Genomic DNA, 17,934 nt, shown 5'->3' with positions numbered 1-17,934 from the left:
TGTTTTCGATAATTGTTCGATAAATTTCCGATAAATGTACGAGGCTGAGTCAAATGAGCAGTACTACCCTGACGCAATTAGAGCACCACGATGAATTCATTAGCCGCCATATTGGCCCAAGTGCTGATGAGCAAAAAGCCATGCTGGCTGAGCTGGGTGTAGATTCTTTAGAAGCATTAACCAAAGACACTGTGCCTGGTGCGATTCTGCGTGAACCGTTCCTGCAAACAGGGGAGCCGCAAACTGAACGCGAAGCTCTGGCTCGTCTTAAAAACATCGCGAAAAAGAACCAAATTTGTACCTCGTACATTGGTATGGGTTACTACGACACCGTAGTGCCTAACGTTATTTTGCGTAACGTGCTGGAAAACCCGGGTTGGTATACAGCGTACACGCCGTATCAGCCGGAAATTGCGCAGGGCCGTTTAGAAGCTCTGCTTAACTTCCAGCAAATGACCATGGATTTAACCGGCCTGGATTTAGCCAGCGCCTCGTTGCTGGACGAAGCCACAGCTGCTGCCGAAGCTATGGCTATGGCGAAGCGTGTTTCTAAAAACAAAAAATCCAACGCGTTTTTCATTGCTGACAATGTTTACACACAAACGATTGACGTGGTTAAAACCCGTGCCGAATACTTTGGCTTTGACATTATTGTCGGACCGGCGCGTGAAGCCTCTGATCATGACGTGTTTGGTGCGTTGTTGCAGTACCCGGACAAGCAAGGCCAGCTGCACAACATTGAACAGTTAATTGGTGAGTTGCAGGAGAAAAAGGCCATTGTCGCCGTTGCTTCTGACTTAATGAGCCTGTTAATGGTGAAGTCACCGGGCGAAATGGGTGCCGACATGGTGTTCGGTAACGCTCAGCGTTTTGGTGTACCAATGGGCTACGGCGGTCCTCACGCCGCGTTCTTCGCTACCCGTGACAAGTTTAAGCGTTCATTGCCGGGTCGTATTATCGGGGTTTCTAAAGACTCGCGCGGGCGCCCTGCATTGCGTATGGCCATGCAGACCCGTGAGCAGCATATACGCCGCGAAAAAGCGAACTCGAACATTTGTACCGCGCAGGTTCTGCTGGCGAACATGGCGTCGTTTTACGCTGTGTATCATGGCCCTGAAGGCTTGCGTCGTATTGCCAACCGCATTCACCGCTTAACCGACATTGTTGCCTTAGGCATGCAGGACAAAGGCGTGAAGCTGGTGAACAGCCACTGGTTTGACACCTTAACCTTTGAAATGAAAGAAAACGCTGCAGACGTGTTAGCGCGCAGTAAAGCGCTGGGTCTTAACCTACGCGTTGACGGCGAAGGCGTGTTTGGTATCAGCCTGGACGAAGCCAAAACGCGTGACGACGTTGAAAACTTATTTGCCGCTCTGTTTGGCGACAACCACGGTTTAGACATCGACGTACTGGACAGCCGTGTTGCTGGCGGTGACGTTGAATCTATTCCAACTGACTTAGTGCGTACTTCTCAGTACTTGCAGCACCCGGTATTTAATGAGTATCACTCAGAAACCGAAATGCTGCGTTACATTAAAAAGCTGGAAAATAAAGATTTAGCCCTGAACCATTCCATGATTTCTCTGGGCTCGTGCACCATGAAGCTGAACGCCACCGCCGAGATGATTCCGGTGACCTGGCCTGAGTTTGGTCAGTTGCATCCGTTCTGCCCGGCAGAGCAGGCGCAAGGCTATTACGAGCTGGTTGAAACCTTGTCTGAATGGTTAATTGACGTAACCGGTTACGACAACATGTCGATGCAGCCAAACTCTGGTGCGCAGGGCGAGTACGCTGGTCTGCTGGCTATTCAGAAGTATCATGAAAGTCGCGGCGACGGACACCGCGACATTTGCCTTATTCCAAGTTCTGCTCACGGCACCAACCCGGCTTCAGCGCAAATGATCAACATGAAAGTGGTAGTGGTTGACTGTGACAAGCACGGCAACGTGGATATGGACGACTTAAAAGCCAAAGCTGAAGAAGCGGGCGAGAACCTGTCGTGCATTATGGTGACTTATCCGTCTACGCACGGTGTTTACGAAGAAGGCATTAAAGACATTTGTGACCTGGTTCACAGCTACGGTGGTCAGGTTTACATGGATGGTGCCAACATGAACGCACAGGTTGGCGTAACCTCACCGGGTTACATTGGCTCTGACGTATCGCACCTGAACCTGCACAAAACCTTCTGTATTCCTCACGGTGGCGGTGGCCCTGGCATGGGTCCTATTGGCGTGAAGCAGCACCTGGCTGAATTCCTGCCAAATCACTCCATTGTGAATATCGACGGGCCTAAAGCCGGTAACGGCGCAGTGTCTGCTGCTCAGTTTGGCAGTGCCAGCATTCTGACCATTTCATGGATGTACATTGCCATGATGGGCGGACGCGGCTTACGTGAAGCCTCAGAAACCGCTATTTTGAACGCCAACTACCTGGCTGAGAAGCTAAGCAAGCACTTCAAAATTCTGTATCGTGGCCGCAACAACCGTGTCGCGCACGAGTGCATTATCGACCTGCGCCCAATGAAAGACGTCGCCGGCATTGCTGAAATTGATGTGGCTAAGCGTTTGCAAGACTACGGCTTCCACTCGCCCACTATGAGCTTCCCGGTTGCGGGTACTATTATGGTTGAGCCGACAGAGTCTGAGTCTAAAGCCGAGCTGGACCGCTTTATTGAAGCTTTGGTCAGCATTAAAGCCGAAGCCGAGAAAGTAGCCGCCGGTGAATGGCCAAAAGACAACAACCCACTGGTAAATGCACCGCATACACTGGCCGACATTACCGATGCAGAATGGGACCGCCCATACGATCGCAAAACGGCAACCTACCCGGTTGAAGCCGTTGGTTACGATAAGTTCTGGCCAACCGTAAACCGTATTGACGACGTATTTGGTGACCGTAACCTGATGTGCTCATGCCCGAGCATTGAAGAGTATCGGTAAGCTTTGTGATGTAGCCTGACGTTCCACGTCAGGTGGGATGTCTCACCGAGGTGAATATGGAGCCCGCTTTTTAGCGGGCTTTTTACTCTTTTTAACGGCCATACTTAAGTCTCAGTACTAACTGGAGATTAATCATGGCAGTTCAACAAGCATATCCGTGGAATAAAAATCGAATTATAGGACAGAAAAAGCCACTCCAGATATCCCATATCTGGGGCATTCGCATACGCCTTGAACTTGAAGGGAAAGCAAGAGATTTGGCTCTTTTCAATCTAGGGTTAGATAGCAAGCTTAGGGGTTGTGATTTAGTAAAACTGAAAGTATCGGATGTTTCGTGTGGCCGTTCGCTGCTTACCAGAACTCACGTTGTGCAGCAGAAGACAGGTTGTCCAGTACAGTTCGAGATAACTCAAGGAACTAGAGATTCGCTATCCGCTTGGATCAGGCAAGCGAATCTATCAGAATCAGATTATTTATTTAGATCGAGAGTTACTGATGCAGAACATATCTCGACCCGCCAGTACAACCGGATATTTCATGGCTGGATCGAGAAACTAGGATTGGACAGTTCGCTGTACAGCACTCATTCAATGCGAAGGACCAAGCCATATCTTATCTATAAGAAAACTAAGAACCTCAGAGTTATCCAACTTTTATTAGGCCACAAAAAGTTGGAAAGCACTGTACGCTACCTCGGAATTGAAGTGGATGACGCGCTTGATATTTCTGAGTCAATTGAGGTCTAACTGTTAGTGGGCTGCTACGGCAGCCCCGTGCCAAAAGCCGAAGTAGATATAATTGTTAGTCTGAGGCAGATTATTTTACATAGCTTTCATTCATTACAGGGGTAATTTTCTTTTTTCACATTTCTCATCCACAAGGATTTAAATTTAAAAAACAAATATTAAGGCTCAAACTAATACATATAGACATCTTTTATTTTGCATCCAGCACCAGATATTTTTACACTATTAATTTCCTCGTAAGAGCTAAAGTCAAAGTCGAATTCAAATGTTCGTCTACTGCTCTCATTTGCATACAGAGAATGTGAACGACTTTCGGTCTCTGAGTCATCGTCGGTGTAATAATTATTTTTTCCTTCGTACTCTATTTCAACTTCACACTTTACGGATGCATCAATATAAGCATTGCCAGAGTAGTTAGTTTCAACTTTATAAGTTAAGTTTACTTCACAGCTGTTATAGTAATTCCCAGAGTAATTTTCATCGCAGTCAAGCTCTCCATCTAATACGGCTACACAAACTTCGGCACCGGTCTTGTATTCGATCTCGCAGTGCCCTTTCTCCTTTTGGCGTTGTTGGTACTCAACAAGCTTTCTTTTCAATTCAGCTTCTTTTTGTAGCTCACCATCTGTCATTTTAATGCAATTACTACCCGATGCTTTGAAGCCGCTATTGCATGTCCAGCCTTGTGGGGAGTACTCATTAATCCTCGCATTTTGAGGTACTTTTACTTCGTTACATTGGTTGCCTTGTCGCTTATAGCCGCTATTACATGACCAGCCTTGTGGAGAGTAGTCATTAATCTTCGCATTTTGAGGTACTTTTACTTTGTTACATTGGTTGCCTTGTCGCTTATAGCCGCTATTACATGACCAGCCTTGTGGAGAGTAGTCATTAATTTTCGCATTTTGAGGTACTTTTACTTTGTTACATTGGTTGCCTTGTTGCTTATAGCCACTATTACATGACCAACCTTGTGGCGCGAATTGATTGGAGTGCGCGTTTTTTGGCATGTCTTGAGCTGAGGCTACTCCAGTAGCTAGAATGAGTAAAATAAATGAAAGCCTTTTCATAATCTTAAGTCCCTGTTAGGTTAATATAAAATAATTAATTGTAATTTTCTTTGAATTCTAAGTATTACCAGAATTATTGTCATTCAACTTTTTAATATAACCACTATTACCATATCATTCCTCGACAAAAGCCTCTTTACCCCATGGCTCTTACTCTAATAAGCGCTAGTTATAGGAATGAAACATTACTCGGAATCACTAAATGGTTAAGGGTTTCGAATAGAACTTATCTTATGACTTCCAAAACGGGTATCCGAGATACTACAAAGCTACACCTCTAGACTTAGTATATATTCAGTCCGAGCCGGAACGAAGCTAAGACAGAGATATTTACCTCTATCGAGACGCTTTACACCCCCAAAAAGCGTCATTCTTATACAGGCGAAGTATCCTCTGCGAACTTTGAAAAGGCGTACCTTGAGAATCTACCAACTGTTCTAGTGAAAGCTGGGAGGTCTAGATGGATGTCCGCTCGTCGCTCAAAGCGGACCGATATCTGAGAGCCATAAGTTCAATCGGTAAATGTAATTTTTTCGTTACTAAATGCGCTTACATACTAGGGCACCGCGTTATCTGATACTTGTATATTATTTTATTTAAGCCTGGCCGACTGTAGACGCTCCCGCCAAAGATAGATGTTTTATTCTAGGGTTGCTTTATTGTTGCATAGGAGTAGTTTAGTTGGTTGATAATTAACAAGTCTTCAAGGAAGAAAAATGAAATATTGTCGTGTAATGTTTGCTTTGCTACTGCTCTCTAACGTTGCGTTCGCAAGTGACTTGACCGCTAAAGTAAGCCAGTATTTCGAAGCGCAAGAAGCAGTGGAGCATAAAAACTCAACAAAAAACGATGTTAGTAACTTACTGGCACTGCTCACCGAAGATGCAACATTTGAGCATCCCAAGTTTAATGCCGTGCAATCAAAAGACGAATACAGAAAAGGCCTGCTTGCCTATTTAGGAAAATATGGTGAATGCAATATCCAGGTAAAAAATGTCATTGAAGGACTTAATGCTGTCACCGTCGAATATTTACATCCTTGCACTGATAAAAACGGAAACTCTGAACCTGAAGATAGTAAACAAAAACTGGTTACTTTATTCGAATTCGAAAACGACAAAATAAAACTTATTAGGCACTACTTCTAACGAGCAATTAAATGGCATCTCAAATGAAAAATATCTCAGGTGAGAGTTTATCTGCATTACAGAGCGAGATGAAAAATGCCGGAGTTAGAGAAAACGACAACAGGAGGCAGTTATGCCAGGTGCATTCGCTCACTTAAGTGTTGCTAATGTTGCAAGAGAACTTAAAGGGCTCAAAAATTTAAATATTGATTCAAAAGTTAAAGCGCAACTAGGAAGTCATCTAGAACTCATTGAACTGGGCTCCGTCAGTCCGGATTATCCATATCTGACATTAAAGCTGTTTGGCCGTAATAAGCAAACTGAATGGGCTGACTACATGCATCTCGGTGAGACAAAACGAATTGTTAAAGCTCTTATTGAAAAAACAAAGGCGCTAAGTGACGAGAATAAGTTGTTCGTTTTTCCGTGGTTAGCCGGATACATTTCGCATGTTATTGCTGATGTAACGATTCACCCAGTCGTTGAATGTCGGGTTGGCCCTTACGAGGGTAATGAAAAAGCACATCGAATTTGCGAAATGAATCAAGATACCTACATATGGTTTGAAAGAACGGGGCTGGGTGAACCTGGTTACTGTGAGCGTATTTCTGAGAATTTAACCAAGTACGACGTCGATGAAAAATTTAATCCCACTATTCAAAAAGTTTGGTTGGCTGCACTCAGAGACGTATACCCAGAAGAGTTCGAACAATCGCCGCCGAATATTGAAAGTTGGCACGATGGCTTTAGAAATATTACCGGTACAGCTGAAGAAACGCACAAACTTTTTGAGTGGGCTCGGCATGTTGCAGTGGACTCCGGCAGTGGCTACCCCTTGCGCGAAGAAGTCGACTTTACTTATATCCACAATTTGGAAACCCCAGTTAGCAATAAAGATTACGACGAAATCTTTGACCTGGCAGTTGATAATGTCCGGACGTATTGGGAGTTTTTGGCCGCTGCGGTATTTGATGATGGAGATACCAGTATGTTCAAACACTGGAATTTAGATAACGGTGTCGATAGAGACTCGGGCAAGCAGACTTTATGGGAGAACATACCATGAAACTATTACTGATTATCATAGCTTTATTAATGACTAATGCTTGCGCAGCTGAAAATCAGGCTTTATGCGATACGGAGGACCGTTATGAAGCAGCGTCTCATTTTTCTGATTTTGTGCAAAAAGTGAATTTTAAATATGCACTTGAGGACATTGAAGGTCTGAACAACGAACAAATTATTGAACAGGTTGCACGTACAGACGAAGATTACCGCGCTATTCTCAATAATTTTAACGTTAAATCATACTTTGAAGACGACAATGTGGTGATGTTGATGTGCGAAGGGGATTCGCTGATTATTGAGGACGCTGGGTGTACAGCAAAAGTTGAAAAAGTTTTTGAGTGCGGAGAACGTCCAGCATGTGCTTTATCTACCAATGCTTTTAAAGTTTGTAATTGAGATGAGCTCATTAACAGCACTTTTGAAGTCATCAAAATGATATGACTATTGCCCTCAACTCTTTCTAATTATGTAGACTTTAGTTAAGTATGTCTGGCGTCAAATTTTAGTCTGCTTTGAGCGACGAGCAGACATTGGACTTTTTGACCATGCAAGCTAGAGTGGCTCGTAAGGAACATGACCATGCATGATCTTATTAATATGCTGTTAGATGCCATGCTAGCCAAAACAAAGGAGTGTGATATGGAAATTGAAATTAGTAACTGCAATAACATTGAAAGCGGGATAGTAACAATTGCAGAGGGCGTACTAAATATTAAATACGCAATCAATGGTACAGGTAAAAGCACTGTCTCGAAGTCAATTCAAAAGTCAGTTTCATCAAGGCTCAATGGGACCAATGACCTCATAGAGCTCACACCTTTCAAAGCATTAGAAGATGACTCGGTCAGTCCATCTGTTGTGGGGTGCGAAGCAGTCAACAGCATCAAAGTGTTCGACGAGTCTTATATTAACGAATTTGCTTTTCAACCAGACGAATTGCTTAAGGGCAGCTTTGATATCCTCATCAGAGATGAGCAGTACGACTCAGTTATGGCTGAGATAGAAGAGCTTGTATCTGAAATAAAGAACCACTTTCAGGAAGATGATGAGATAGAAACTCTAATAGCTGACTTTGACGAGTTGAGTAGTAGCTTTGGCAAGCCCACTAAGAGCGGTGTACATGGATCGAGCACAGTAGCTAAAGCTCTCAAGGGAGGGAATAAAGTAGTTAATATCCCAGAAGGTCTTGAAATATATCAGAATTTTATTCAAGGACAAGAAAATGTTAAATGGATCAAGTGGCAACTAGATGGAGCACAGTTTCTAGAAGAGTCTGATGATTGCCCTTACTGTGTCAGTGATGTGAAAGACGTAAAAGACACGATAAAACGCGTTGGAGATGTTTACGATCCAAAATCAATTCAAAATTTAAATAATCTCGTAAAAATATTTCAGCGACTTGATAAATACTTTTCTGAAAAAACAAAAGAAATAATAAGTGAGTTTATCTCAAGTGTTGATGGGTACACAGAAGAACAGACTGGTTATCTTCTTGAGGTAAAAGCCCAAGTAGACCGGCTTAACAGTATGTTTAAACATCTAAAGAATATTGACTTTTTTACTTTTAAAGACGTCGATAAAGTAATCGAAGAGCTACAAAAATACAAAATAGATCAAAGTCTATATGCACATCTACAATCAGACGAAACTCTCTCAAAAATAGAAAAAGTTAATGATTCAATTGACGGGCTAATTGCAAAAGCCGGCCAGCTACAGGGAAGAGTTGCCGTTCAGAAACGACATATTGAGAAGGTAGTGAAAGAAAACAAGGAAGCTATGAATTCGTTTCTTCATAATGCTGGCTATAGATATACTGTCGATCTAGTTGAAGACGAATCAGGGAAACACAAGCTGAAACTTCTTCACGCTGACCTTAAGTCAGGAGAGGTGTCTGGTGTTAGAGATGTGCTCAGTTACGGTGAAAGGAATGCGTTTGCATTGGTATTATTTATGTACGATGCAGTCAAAAATTCTCCCGATCTAATCGTGCTAGATGATCCAATTTCTTCTTTTGACAAGAATAAAAAATATGCAATTGTGGAAATGCTTTTTAGAAAGGAGAATTCCTTTCGAGGGAAGACTGTCTTGTTGCTTAGTCATGATTTCGAGCCAATTGTCGATATGCTTTATCACCATACGGACAGATTTGAAAAGCCCAGTGCCTCTTTTCTACAGAATGACAGTGGTCAACTAATCGAGATAGGAATTGATAAAGACGATATTATGACATTTGTAGACGTTAATTCTTCAAATATTACAAGCGACACTAGCTTGGTAACGAAGCTTGTCTATCTGCGTAGAACATATGAGATTTTGAGCTCAAGAGAAGTGGCGTACCAACTCATATCAAATGCCCTCCATGGAAGATCGGTTCCACTAGTATTTGAGGATGGAACATCCCGCAAGATGTCCGTGGAAGAAATACAAGAGGCCGAAGCCGAGATCCAGCTGAAAATTCAAGGTTTTGACTATTCGGACTTTATTGAGTTGATTTGTGATAATTCTGCCATGGTCAAACTGTATAAATCTTGTACAAATAATTATGAAAAATTACATCTATACAGAATTTTATCGGAGAAAAATAGTGATGCCGATCAGGCGGACGTAGTGCAAAAGTTTATTAATCAAGCTTTTCATATTGAAAATGACTACATTTATCAGCTAAATCCTGCAAAGTATCAAACGGTACCTCAGTATATTGTCGAAGAGTGTGATCAATACATTACAACCTTGGAACAACGCATGTAACGAGAGCAGTTTGTCGAAATGTTTTTTCATTTCGCTCCAAACAAGCGGCAAATGCGGACGTTAATGTCCGCTCTTGGCACGAAGCGGACTATCAATTCATACTCAAATCAAGTGTTATTAACAACCCTATTTGAAATTTTTATAGCCCTTATAAAGTATTTTAGTTTGAATTAAACACTTTATAGTCCATATAAGGGCTTTTATGTAAATATAATTGCGTGCCTTAAACAGTCTGCTACACTCTATTTATCAGTTTAAAGCCTATTTAAGGTTCGTTATATGAATTCAGAACGCGTTTCAACCATCATTGGTCAGCGAGTCAGGCAGTATCGGCTGAACCAGGATTTAACTCAGGAGGACGTAGCGACCTTAGCGAATGTCTCCCTTAATGCGGTTAAATCCGCCGAGAATGGTAAAAGCACCTTACCCACCTATGTCGCAATTCTTCAGGCGTTAGGGCATATCGACAATTTATTGGCTGCATTCCCGGACGAGGGCGTTTCTCCTGTGCAACTACTCAAAAGTAGCACCAAACAGAAGAAACGAGCGAGCGGGAAAACGCGTGTGAAACCTGCTGACAAAGAGGAGCTGGACTGGTGATTAATACCATTGAAGTTCGCTACAAAGGTGAGCCTGTCGGTGCCTTAAGTTATAACAAAGGCGACACAGCTGCACGGTTCGAGTACTTATCTGAATTTGTCGAAAAAAACATTCCGCTGGCGCCTTTAACCATGCCTGCCGAGAAAGGACGAATTTACTCTTTTCCGGGGTTAAATTGGGATACCTTCAGAGGTCTGCCGGGAATGCTGGCCGACTCTTTGCCCGACGACTTTGGTAATGCGGTACTGAACCAATGGGTTGCGCAACAGCCTGATCGCACCGAGCCTCTGAGCCCGCTTGAGCGGCTTCAGTATACCGGTGAGAGGGGTATGGGCGCTCTTGAGTATCACCCCGCGCGTAAGAACCAAACCAATGCCAAAAACAAAGACATTGAGCTTGAGAGCTTAATGAAATTAGCGCAGGAAGTGCTGGATGCACGAAAGGGCTTTCGTCAGCGCACGCACTTTGATGACGCGGCGGACAAAGAAATGATGCAGGCCTTATTAGCGGTTGGTACCAGCGCCGGTGGCGCAAGGCCAAAAGCGGTTCTGGCGTTTAATAAGGATTTCAGCCAGGTGCGTTCAGGGCAGGGGCTTGTGCCCGAAGGGTTTGAGCATTATCTGCTGAAGTTTGACGGGGTAAAGGAGCGCGACCCATCTCAGCAAACTTTTGGCGATCCGCTCGGTTACGGTGCCATGGAGTATGTGTATTACTTAATGGCCACGCAAGCCGGCATTGATATGATGCCATGCCACCTGCTGGATGAAGGCAACAGACGCCATTTTGTGACCAAACGCTTTGACAGAATAGGCAATGAGAAAAAGCACATTCAAACGCTTACCGCTATTAAGCACGTGAACTATCACGACATTGGCGCGTTTTCTTATGAGGAGCTGTTTCAGGTTGCCCGCCAGCTACGGCTGCCACGGGCGGACGCTATAGACTTGTTTCGCCGTACGGTCTTTAACCACGTAGCCACCAACCATGATGATCACTCCAAGAACTTTGGCTTTATGCTGGAGGACAAGCAATGGCGGTTGAGCCCGGCTTACGACGTTGCCTTTAGCTACAAACCCGGAAACCCCTGGGTAGAGCAGCATTGGATGTCTTTAAATGGCAAGCGCAGCGGCCATACCCGCGCCGATTTTTACGCACTGGCGGACGTTCAGTTACCAAAGGTAGAGCGCAAAGAAATTGATGCCATTATTGATGAGGTGATAAACGCGGTGTCTCAGTGGCGGGAGTTAGCCACTGAAAATGAGGTGCCCAAAGCGCTTGCCGACTCAATAGAGGGTCATCTCAGGCTTAAAGATTTTGCCTGAGAGACGCTTAGGCGTTATCTGACTTAACTTTATGAATGAGCTCGCGCATAACGTTATTGTTGTAAGCATGAACAATTTGTTGTGACTTAAACAATTGCGGCAGCTCGACAATAACAATGCCGAGCAGAACGATAATTCCGACGATAGGAAAGAAAGGCAATAGAACCAAACCTAACAGCATGACGCAAAGGTTGATAAGGCCACGTGGTGTGTTACCTAAATAAAAATGATGCAGACCGGCCATAATGAACCAGTTCAGTACCGCGTAGGTGTCCGGGTCTTTAATTTTCTGACCTTCAAGGCGGTAGTATTCTTTTCGCTGCTCAGGCGTTAGCTCACGTATTTGGTTACGCAGGGCTTCTTCTTCATCACGTAACTGCTCGGAAGACATTTCGTAAGACATAAGGGCTACCTTATTTAGGGAACTGGGTCATGTTTTTTATGAACGCAGTCAGGGTCGTTACAACGCCTCATGCGCGCTACACCAAGCTTTATACCGTGCCAGGTACCGTATTGGCTGATGGCCTGATAAGTATAGTGCGAACAAGACGGCTCAAAATTGCATTCGGTATTAAAGAAGTGGCGCGAACCGCCACGACGCTGATACCAACGAATTGAAGCTAAAATGAGCCGCTTTATCATGCTCGGTTTTATCGACCCAGAGTGACAATGGCCGCTTCACGTGTCCAGAACAGCCAAAAGCGTTTTTGCTCAAGTACCTGAAACACCATTTGCCAGCCGTCGGCAGCTTCCTGGTTCAAAGTCGATTCAATTTTCTTTAACGGCAGACCACTTGAGCCCAGAAGCAAAGTGCCACAGCCACCTTCCGCAATATGAATGACTTTGTATTCCGTAAACTTAGACATGCTTTCTTCCTTGTTTCAATTAAGTTGTAAGTAACTTACGTAAAAAGCTATGTAGCGTCAATTTTTATGAAATTGTGAATGGCACCTAATGAGCGATAGCCCAGAGATTGATAAAGTGGCTCTCCCATAGCCGATGCCTGCAGTTGTAGGGTATTGATGCCAGCGTCCAGTGCGTATTGCTCAAGTAACAGCATGGCGTCTCTGGCTAATCCTTTGCCCCGGTGGTCGTCCAGTACACCCACCTGATGAATGCCCATTTGTTGCTCTTGGGTGAAGGTCATGGCGGTGCCGGCTACTTGCCCCTGATATTTTATAAAGTACAAGCAGGCGCCACCAAGTAACAGGTTTTGAACGGATGACGACTCAACCTCATAACCAAAACATGCGCCGGTGGTATTCGCCCATTGTTGAGCCTGGTTATGTTCTATTGGCTCTAACGTTAGCCTGGGGGCGGGGTCTGAAAGTGCCGACGCACTCAGAGTTTTCACCATCATCTGCTGACTAAAACTGGGTGTTAACTCCGACGGCAGCAGGAGTAACCCCGTTCCGGCCTTTGGTAACAGCATTTCGGGCATGGATAAGATATGAGAGTCAGAGGCTTTTGCACTTAGCTTTGCCACCAGTTGCTCTTTTTCCGCTTCTGAATAATTGCCCGGTTCGCACCATATTCTGCGCGGCCATTGCTCTAGCTTGTAAATTGTAGCGCTAGGGTTGGTGGTAAATTCCTGATAAGGCTGCATGTGCCAAAGCTGATGTAAGTTATAAAGGTTTTGTTGTTGCTCGGTTGTCATTGCCGTGCCCCCATATTAATTAAAAATACCCCGGCGATAAGAAAACAAGCGCCAATTAGGCGGTAGCTGTTAAGTGCAATTGCGGTGTTCCCTAAAAAGCCAAAATGATTGATGATCATGGCACCAATGAGCTGGCCTGCGAGGGCGTAAGCCATGACTTGTCCCACGCCCAGCTTTGGTATTAGAAAGTACATGGTGCCGACGCCAAAGCAGGTAAAAATTGCGGCAATTAACCAGAAGTACCAGGGCAGGCTAAAAAAAGTAATGCTGGTGCGTTCGCTAAAGCCCCACAGAGCCAGTGCCGAGAACAGCGCGCTAATAGTAAAGGCTATGGTCAGCGACAAGAACGTATTGTGCGCCAATTGTCCCATCATAGCGTTAATACTGGCCTGAATGGATATTGACATGCCCGCCGCAATAGCCAATACCACAAGTATTGTCTGGGTCATAAAACAACCTTAAATTTCGATAGTGGCTGACGGACTTTTTTCTGAAACTGGGTGGTATCTGCCTCGCTGCGATAGCCCACAGGGCAAGCGAATACGGTGCTAAGGCCGAGTTCTTTCAGTGAGAGGATATTGTCATAGGCGTCATGCTCAATGCCTTCCATTGGACAGCTGTCGACCTCGAGTTCAGCGGCGGCCAGCAAAAACGTACCCAAGCCAATATAGGCCTGACGCACTGCCCACTCTTTACGCGTTGCGGCCGACATTGCCTGTAGCTTTTGCGTGAAATAGTTGCGGGTATTCTCCGCCTCTTCGTTGGTGAGCTGGCGCTGCTGGCTTAATTCCGAAATATAAGGGTCGACAATGTCTGCAACCGCCCCTGTTTTTGCCGCAAATATGACCAGCGCTGAGCTGTCCGCGACTTTCTGTTGCCCAAAAGAGTGATTAACTAGCTGCTCACGTAGGCCTTTGTTGCGAATAACTAGTGTGCAGTAGGGTTGTAAACCATAAGACGAGGCCGTTAAACGGGTGGTGTTTAAGAGTTTATCGAGAACGTCGTCAGTGATGTCGGCGCCAGAGAAGTCAGCGGTGGCGTAACGCCATTGTTGTAATTTTTCCAAGTACATTTAGAGCTCCTGTTAGCTTCCATTGCTGCAAGTGAGCTCTATTATTCAGATGCCCGGGCAGGGCCGCATTAACATAGTTTAATAAGTGGAAAATTACTTAGGGTTTTGTAACTGCTTGCGTAATCGTGACAGTTGCACCGGCGTTATACCCAGGTGAGAGGCAATGTGGTATTGAGGCACCCGGCTAACAAGATGTGGAAGTTGTTCTACAAAAGTTTGGTAACGCTGGCCAGCTGTTGTTTGACCAAAGGCATTGTCGCGCTCGTCTTTTTCCAGCAGCCAGTTTTTTTCTAAATAGAGGATGTGATAACGCATTAAGTCAGGGCTTTGCTCCAGCAACTGCCGATAACCACGAAAGTCAATTTTCAGCACAGCCGAGTTTTCTAAGCACTCAACACTTAATGCCGAAGGCGTAGTCGTTAATAGCGAGCTCATGCAGGCGGGAAACTCGGCCTCACTAAAGAACCGCTTATTGTACTCCTGACCGTTTTCATCCAAATGAAACACCCGCGCCAAGCCTTTATGGATAAAACTAAAGCTGTCGGGATGCTCACCGACAGAATAAATTAAGTCACCACGAGCGTATTCGCGATAACTCAGAAGGCTCTGAAATTTCTGCCAACAGCTTTCCGTAATGACATGATAGCTGTCCATGCGGGCACGCAGGTGCTTGAGGGCATCGTTTGGTATGGCTGAAGTTATATTGCCGACTATGGTGTTCTGGATGGTCATGCTTTTTAGTCTTTTGGTTTAGCGGCCTTTTGGCAACTTAAGTTTAAAGTAACTTTTGCCGCTTTAGGTGTAAAGATAGAAGTAGCCGGGGCAACTTCATTCGAGAGCCGAATAGTGGAAAGTTGGTTCATTTTCAATTACTCTAAATTAATCTCATTACCCCCGAAGGAGTCTACGCCAAAATGAACAACTAATACCTGTCATCCATCTTCATTTCTTTAATTTGGATCCGCAGGGTTAGTAGGCGTAGTGCTATTGGCTTGTTCAAGTCTCATATCAGTTTTGTAAAAACACCAGCCGTTTATCGGGTTCACTGCGTTTAATGCCCCTGCTTTCGGGAGGCAATACATGCCAGTTTTACAAGCAATTAATCTGCATTATCAATTTGAAAATGGCGAAACGCTGTTCAGAAACCTTTCTGTGTCAATGACGCAAAAGCGTGTTGGACTTGTCGGGCGCAATGGCGTGGGTAAGTCTGTTTTAGCTTCATTGCTTACAAAACAATTAGAACCTACGGGTGGAAGTGTGCAATTAAATACTTCTGTAGCCATGTATCAGCAAATCAACCAAGAACATATGTTGCAGCAAACCGTAGCAGACTTTCTGGACGTGAAAGACACGCTTTATGCTATTGAACAAATAGAGCAGGGTGACTGCGACCCTAAATGGTTTGAGTTTGTTGGTGACCGCTGGGATTTGAGGGCCGAACTATCCTACCTTTTGCAGCAATTACAGTTGCCTGACTCTATAAACCTGGAGTGTAAACAGTTAAGCGGAGGTCAGCTTTCGAGACTTCAGTTGTGGAAACTGTTTAACAGCGGCGCTGGTTTACTTGTGCTGGACGAACCCTCTAACCATTTGGACAGCAATGGCAAACAATGGCTTATAGAGCAGATTAAGAGCTTTTCAGGTCATATTTTGCTTATTAGCCATGACCGCTTATTGCTGCGGGAGGTTGAGCAAATATGGGAGCTGAGTAGTTTAGGTTTGACGCAGTACGGAGGGAACTACGATTTTTACACAGAAGAAAAGCGCAAAGAGTCAGATGCGGTGGCACGCCAATTAAGCAGTGTAAAGCAACAGCAGAAGCATTTGGATAAGCAGACGCAAAAGAACAAAGAACGAGCTGAGCAGCGAGCGGCGGCGGGCAAAAAGCTGCGTAAAGAAGGAAGTCAGGCAAAGATCTTAATGGATGCCATGAGTAACCGTGCTTCCGCTTCAGCCTCGGGACGAGCGAAGAATGAAGCGCATCGGCAGCAACAATTACAACAAAAGTCGCGGCAACTTGAGTCAAGGCAGGAGCAGTTAAAAGCACAAAAGTTAAAATTAAGTTCTGAAGCTAAGGGTAACCAGACTCTGGTTTCGTTAACTAATGCGGAACTTCCTTATGGTTCAATGAAGTCCATTAACTTAACCGTAAAGGGAAATAGCAAACTGCATTTAGTCGGACCCAATGGCAGTGGTAAGTCTACGCTACTGCAAGTGCTTCGCGGCGACCTGGCACTTAAAGCCGGTGAGGTTCGTATTAACACTGCCGTGTTTTATTTAGACCAGCACTTTAATGTGCTGCAAGCTCACTTTTCGGTACTCGATAATATACTGAATTTATGTCGGGGAATGAATGAAACTAAGGCCAGAACGCTATTGGCGGGTATAGGCCTTAGGAAAGATAAAGTTCACCAACTGGTAAACCGATTAAGTGGGGGAGAGAAAATGAAGCTAGCGATGCTGATTGCGAGTAACCAGCCGCAACAGCCGCTATTACTGCTTGATGAGCCCGACAACCATCTTGATATCGATTCCAAAGACATGCTTTCCGACGCTCTGCTCAATTACGATGGCGCACTTATTCTGGTGAGCCATGATGAGAGCTTTGTAAAAAGGTGTGGACTGACTACTCTGACCATACCGCATACTCGTTGCCGCTAGGGCAAGTAAATTGAAAACGCCGGCCACCGGGAAAATCAAATATAGGCTTAATGATTTTACCCCCTGCGTCCTCAACGCTTTTCAGGCTTTGCTCAAGGTTTTTGCTGTATAACACCACCAGCGCACTGCCGCTCGACGTTTGAGCAACTAAGTCTGATTGGTAAAAGCCGCCGTCAATTCCGGCATTTTGAATAGCCGCGTATTCTGGACCATAGTCTACAAACTCCCAGCCAAAAGCTTGTTGAAAGAAGCGCTTGGTTGCTTCAAGGCTCCGCGCCGGAAGTTCAATGTAATTAATCTTAGTTGAGTTCATGGTGTGCCTCGCATAGGGCTTTTTGAGAAACGATTTTACCTTTAGTTCTAGTTTAACCTAACGCTCATTTTTATCAGTATTATTGCTCATTTATTGTTGTATCGGCTAATTAACTCGTTTAATGTCAGATACATAATTGAAATTCAACGTTGGGTATTGTGCACCCGTTAGAGTAGAAATGAGCATGCTTAAATTGCTTTCGTTTTTTAGTTGGTTACTTGATGAAAATATTTTCTGTATCAGTAGCTTAAAGACTGAGAATTAGAAATTGAGTGAGTTACAAAGTGCGCATGCACAATATACAAAGGTTAACTTCCTGTTCGAACTGAGGGAACAATGAATAAAAAATATCAAGTATTTATTAGCTCAACTTACGATGATTTGAAAGAAGAACGAGAGCAGGTCATTAAAGCGGTACTCGAAATGGGGCATATTCCTGTTGGAATGGAAATGTTTAGTGCTGGAGATGAAGAACAATGGAAGCTTATCGCTAGACAAATAGAACAAACAGATTATTACGTAATAATTGTTGGGCACAGATACGGTTCTGAGACTGAAGATGGCATTAGCTATACTGAAAAAGAATATGATTATGCTTCCTCTTTAGG

The 17,934-nt window shown here is 44.4% G+C and carries 19 protein-coding genes; 10 read left to right on the top strand and 9 right to left on the bottom strand.

Features of this window, described 5'->3' with window-relative positions; translation table 11 throughout:
- Window positions 1–53: 53 nt before the first annotated feature.
- Both gcvP and DET62_RS12465 read left to right on the top strand, forming a co-directional pair.
- Entirely contained in the window at window positions 54–2,942 is a 2,889-nt protein-coding gene (gene gcvP / locus DET62_RS12470) for an aminomethyl-transferring glycine dehydrogenase (protein ID WP_110014099.1), read from the top strand.
- A gap of 134 nt (window positions 2,943–3,076) precedes the next feature.
- Entirely contained in the window at window positions 3,077–3,688 is a 612-nt protein-coding gene (locus DET62_RS12465; RefSeq protein WP_088767559.1) for a tyrosine-type recombinase/integrase, read from the top strand.
- Between the two features lie 170 nt (window positions 3,689–3,858).
- Here DET62_RS12465 and DET62_RS12460 read toward each other — a convergent pair whose 3' ends face one another.
- Complete coding sequence (locus tag DET62_RS12460) at window positions 3,859–4,758, bottom strand: hypothetical protein (protein ID WP_110014098.1); 900 nt, start codon at window positions 4,756–4,758, stop codon at window positions 3,859–3,861.
- 716 nt (window positions 4,759–5,474) lie between these two features.
- On the opposite strand from DET62_RS12460, the gene DET62_RS12455 reads away from it, so the two are divergent.
- The 6 genes from DET62_RS12455 (at window position 5,475) to DET62_RS12430 (ending at window position 11,623) form a co-directional block, all read left to right on the top strand.
- On the top strand, window positions 5,475–5,906 hold the full coding sequence (locus tag DET62_RS12455) for a nuclear transport factor 2 family protein (RefSeq protein ID WP_233399210.1): 432 nt from the start codon (window positions 5,475–5,477) through the stop codon (window positions 5,904–5,906).
- Window positions 5,907–6,018: 112 nt separating this feature from the next.
- Window positions 6,019–6,951 carry a zinc dependent phospholipase C family protein gene (locus DET62_RS12450; RefSeq protein WP_110014097.1) on the top strand — a complete coding sequence of 311 codons (933 nt, stop codon included), beginning with the start codon at window positions 6,019–6,021 and terminating at the stop codon, window positions 6,949–6,951.
- Window positions 6,948–7,349 carry a hypothetical protein gene (locus DET62_RS12445; protein WP_133566298.1) on the top strand — a complete coding sequence of 134 codons (402 nt, stop codon included), beginning with the start codon at window positions 6,948–6,950 and terminating at the stop codon, window positions 7,347–7,349. Before DET62_RS12450 ends, DET62_RS12445 begins: the two co-directional genes overlap by 4 nt.
- Before the next feature lie 183 nt (window positions 7,350–7,532).
- On the top strand, window positions 7,533–9,701 hold the full coding sequence (locus DET62_RS12440) for an AAA family ATPase (protein WP_166635836.1): 2,169 nt from the start codon (window positions 7,533–7,535) through the stop codon (window positions 9,699–9,701).
- 279 nt (window positions 9,702–9,980) lie between these two features.
- Window positions 9,981–10,301, top strand: coding sequence for a helix-turn-helix domain-containing protein (locus DET62_RS12435; RefSeq protein WP_110014094.1), 321 nt, complete (start codon window positions 9,981–9,983; stop codon window positions 10,299–10,301).
- On the top strand, window positions 10,298–11,623 hold the full coding sequence (locus tag DET62_RS12430; RefSeq protein ID WP_110014093.1) for a type II toxin-antitoxin system HipA family toxin: 1,326 nt from the start codon (window positions 10,298–10,300) through the stop codon (window positions 11,621–11,623). Before DET62_RS12435 ends, DET62_RS12430 begins: the two co-directional genes overlap by 4 nt.
- Before the next feature lie 7 nt (window positions 11,624–11,630).
- On the opposite strand, the gene DET62_RS12425 is transcribed toward DET62_RS12430, so the two are convergent.
- The 7 genes from DET62_RS12425 to DET62_RS12395 form a co-directional block, all read right to left on the bottom strand.
- Window positions 11,631–12,014 (bottom strand): hypothetical protein, encoded by a 384-nt coding sequence (locus DET62_RS12425; protein ID WP_110014150.1) that lies wholly within the window; start codon window positions 12,012–12,014, stop codon window positions 11,631–11,633.
- A 26-nt stretch (window positions 12,015–12,040) separates the two neighbouring features.
- Complete coding sequence (yidD, locus tag DET62_RS12420) at window positions 12,041–12,265, bottom strand: membrane protein insertion efficiency factor YidD (protein WP_110014092.1); 225 nt, start codon at window positions 12,263–12,265, stop codon at window positions 12,041–12,043.
- Window positions 12,266–12,273: 8 nt separating this feature from the next.
- On the bottom strand, window positions 12,274–12,489 hold the full coding sequence (locus DET62_RS12415; protein ID WP_011235308.1) for a DUF4177 domain-containing protein: 216 nt from the start codon (window positions 12,487–12,489) through the stop codon (window positions 12,274–12,276).
- Window positions 12,490–12,536: 47 nt separating this feature from the next.
- Window positions 12,537–13,280 carry a GNAT family N-acetyltransferase gene (locus DET62_RS12410; RefSeq protein ID WP_110014091.1) on the bottom strand — a complete coding sequence of 248 codons (744 nt, stop codon included), beginning with the start codon at window positions 13,278–13,280 and terminating at the stop codon, window positions 12,537–12,539.
- A complete protein-coding gene (locus DET62_RS12405) occupies window positions 13,277–13,729 on the bottom strand; it encodes a DMT family transporter (RefSeq protein WP_110014090.1) in 453 nt (150 codons plus the stop codon). The genes DET62_RS12410 and DET62_RS12405 overlap by 4 nt, the downstream gene beginning before the upstream one ends.
- Window positions 13,726–14,352 carry a nitroreductase family protein gene (locus DET62_RS12400; RefSeq protein ID WP_110014089.1) on the bottom strand — a complete coding sequence of 209 codons (627 nt, stop codon included), beginning with the start codon at window positions 14,350–14,352 and terminating at the stop codon, window positions 13,726–13,728. The genes DET62_RS12405 and DET62_RS12400 overlap by 4 nt, the downstream gene beginning before the upstream one ends.
- Before the next feature lie 93 nt (window positions 14,353–14,445).
- Window positions 14,446–15,084: a cyclic nucleotide-binding domain-containing protein gene (locus DET62_RS12395; RefSeq protein ID WP_110014088.1), complete on the bottom strand. Its 639-nt coding sequence runs from the start codon at window positions 15,082–15,084 to the stop codon at window positions 14,446–14,448.
- 348 nt (window positions 15,085–15,432) lie between these two features.
- Between DET62_RS12395 and DET62_RS12390 the strand changes: the two genes are divergently transcribed.
- A complete protein-coding gene (locus tag DET62_RS12390) occupies window positions 15,433–17,013 on the top strand; it encodes an ATP-binding cassette domain-containing protein (protein ID WP_011235303.1) in 1,581 nt (526 codons plus the stop codon).
- Here DET62_RS12390 and DET62_RS12385 read toward each other — a convergent pair.
- On the bottom strand, window positions 16,979–17,326 hold the full coding sequence (locus DET62_RS12385) for a VOC family protein (protein ID WP_011235302.1): 348 nt from the start codon (window positions 17,324–17,326) through the stop codon (window positions 16,979–16,981). The genes DET62_RS12390 and DET62_RS12385 overlap by 35 nt on opposite strands.
- A gap of 336 nt (window positions 17,327–17,662) precedes the next feature.
- Here DET62_RS12385 and DET62_RS12380 point away from each other — a divergent pair.
- On the top strand, window positions 17,663–17,934 hold a 272-nt coding region (locus DET62_RS12380), incomplete at its 3' end, for a DUF4062 domain-containing protein (protein ID WP_133566300.1).

The organism is Idiomarina sp. H2 (assembly GCF_004364275.1).
GTDB classification, from domain to species: Bacteria; Pseudomonadota; Gammaproteobacteria; order Enterobacterales; family Alteromonadaceae; genus Idiomarina; species Idiomarina loihiensis.
Note: the sequence above shows the minus strand (reverse complement) of the source record. Positions and strands in the feature narration are given on the sequence as shown.

Excerpts from the sequence above, each read along its gene's own strand:
- gcvP (WP_110014099.1), top strand. The coding sequence starts at position 54 with ATGAGCAGTACTACCCTGACGCAATTAGAGCACCACGATGAATTCATT.
- DET62_RS12465 (WP_088767559.1), top strand. The coding sequence starts at position 3,077 with ATGGCAGTTCAACAAGCATATCCGTGGAATAAAAATCGAATTATAGGA.
- DET62_RS12460 (WP_110014098.1), bottom strand. The coding sequence starts at position 4,758 with ATGAAAAGGCTTTCATTTATTTTACTCATTCTAGCTACTGGAGTAGCC.
- DET62_RS12455 (WP_233399210.1), top strand. The coding sequence starts at position 5,475 with ATGAAATATTGTCGTGTAATGTTTGCTTTGCTACTGCTCTCTAACGTT.
- DET62_RS12450 (WP_110014097.1), top strand. The coding sequence starts at position 6,019 with ATGCCAGGTGCATTCGCTCACTTAAGTGTTGCTAATGTTGCAAGAGAA.
- DET62_RS12445 (WP_133566298.1), top strand. The coding sequence starts at position 6,948 with ATGAAACTATTACTGATTATCATAGCTTTATTAATGACTAATGCTTGC.
- DET62_RS12440 (WP_166635836.1), top strand. The coding sequence starts at position 7,533 with ATGCATGATCTTATTAATATGCTGTTAGATGCCATGCTAGCCAAAACA.
- DET62_RS12435 (WP_110014094.1), top strand. The coding sequence starts at position 9,981 with ATGAATTCAGAACGCGTTTCAACCATCATTGGTCAGCGAGTCAGGCAG.
- DET62_RS12425 (WP_110014150.1), bottom strand. The coding sequence starts at position 12,014 with ATGTCTTCCGAGCAGTTACGTGATGAAGAAGAAGCCCTGCGTAACCAA.
- yidD (WP_110014092.1), bottom strand. The coding sequence starts at position 12,265 with ATGATAAAGCGGCTCATTTTAGCTTCAATTCGTTGGTATCAGCGTCGT.
- DET62_RS12415 (WP_011235308.1), bottom strand. The coding sequence starts at position 12,489 with ATGTCTAAGTTTACGGAATACAAAGTCATTCATATTGCGGAAGGTGGC.
- DET62_RS12410 (WP_110014091.1), bottom strand. The coding sequence starts at position 13,280 with ATGACAACCGAGCAACAACAAAACCTTTATAACTTACATCAGCTTTGG.
- DET62_RS12405 (WP_110014090.1), bottom strand. The coding sequence starts at position 13,729 with ATGACCCAGACAATACTTGTGGTATTGGCTATTGCGGCGGGCATGTCA.
- DET62_RS12400 (WP_110014089.1), bottom strand. The coding sequence starts at position 14,352 with ATGTACTTGGAAAAATTACAACAATGGCGTTACGCCACCGCTGACTTC.
- DET62_RS12395 (WP_110014088.1), bottom strand. The coding sequence starts at position 15,084 with ATGACCATCCAGAACACCATAGTCGGCAATATAACTTCAGCCATACCA.
- DET62_RS12390 (WP_011235303.1), top strand. The coding sequence starts at position 15,433 with ATGCCAGTTTTACAAGCAATTAATCTGCATTATCAATTTGAAAATGGC.
- DET62_RS12385 (WP_011235302.1), bottom strand. The coding sequence starts at position 17,326 with ATGAACTCAACTAAGATTAATTACATTGAACTTCCGGCGCGGAGCCTT.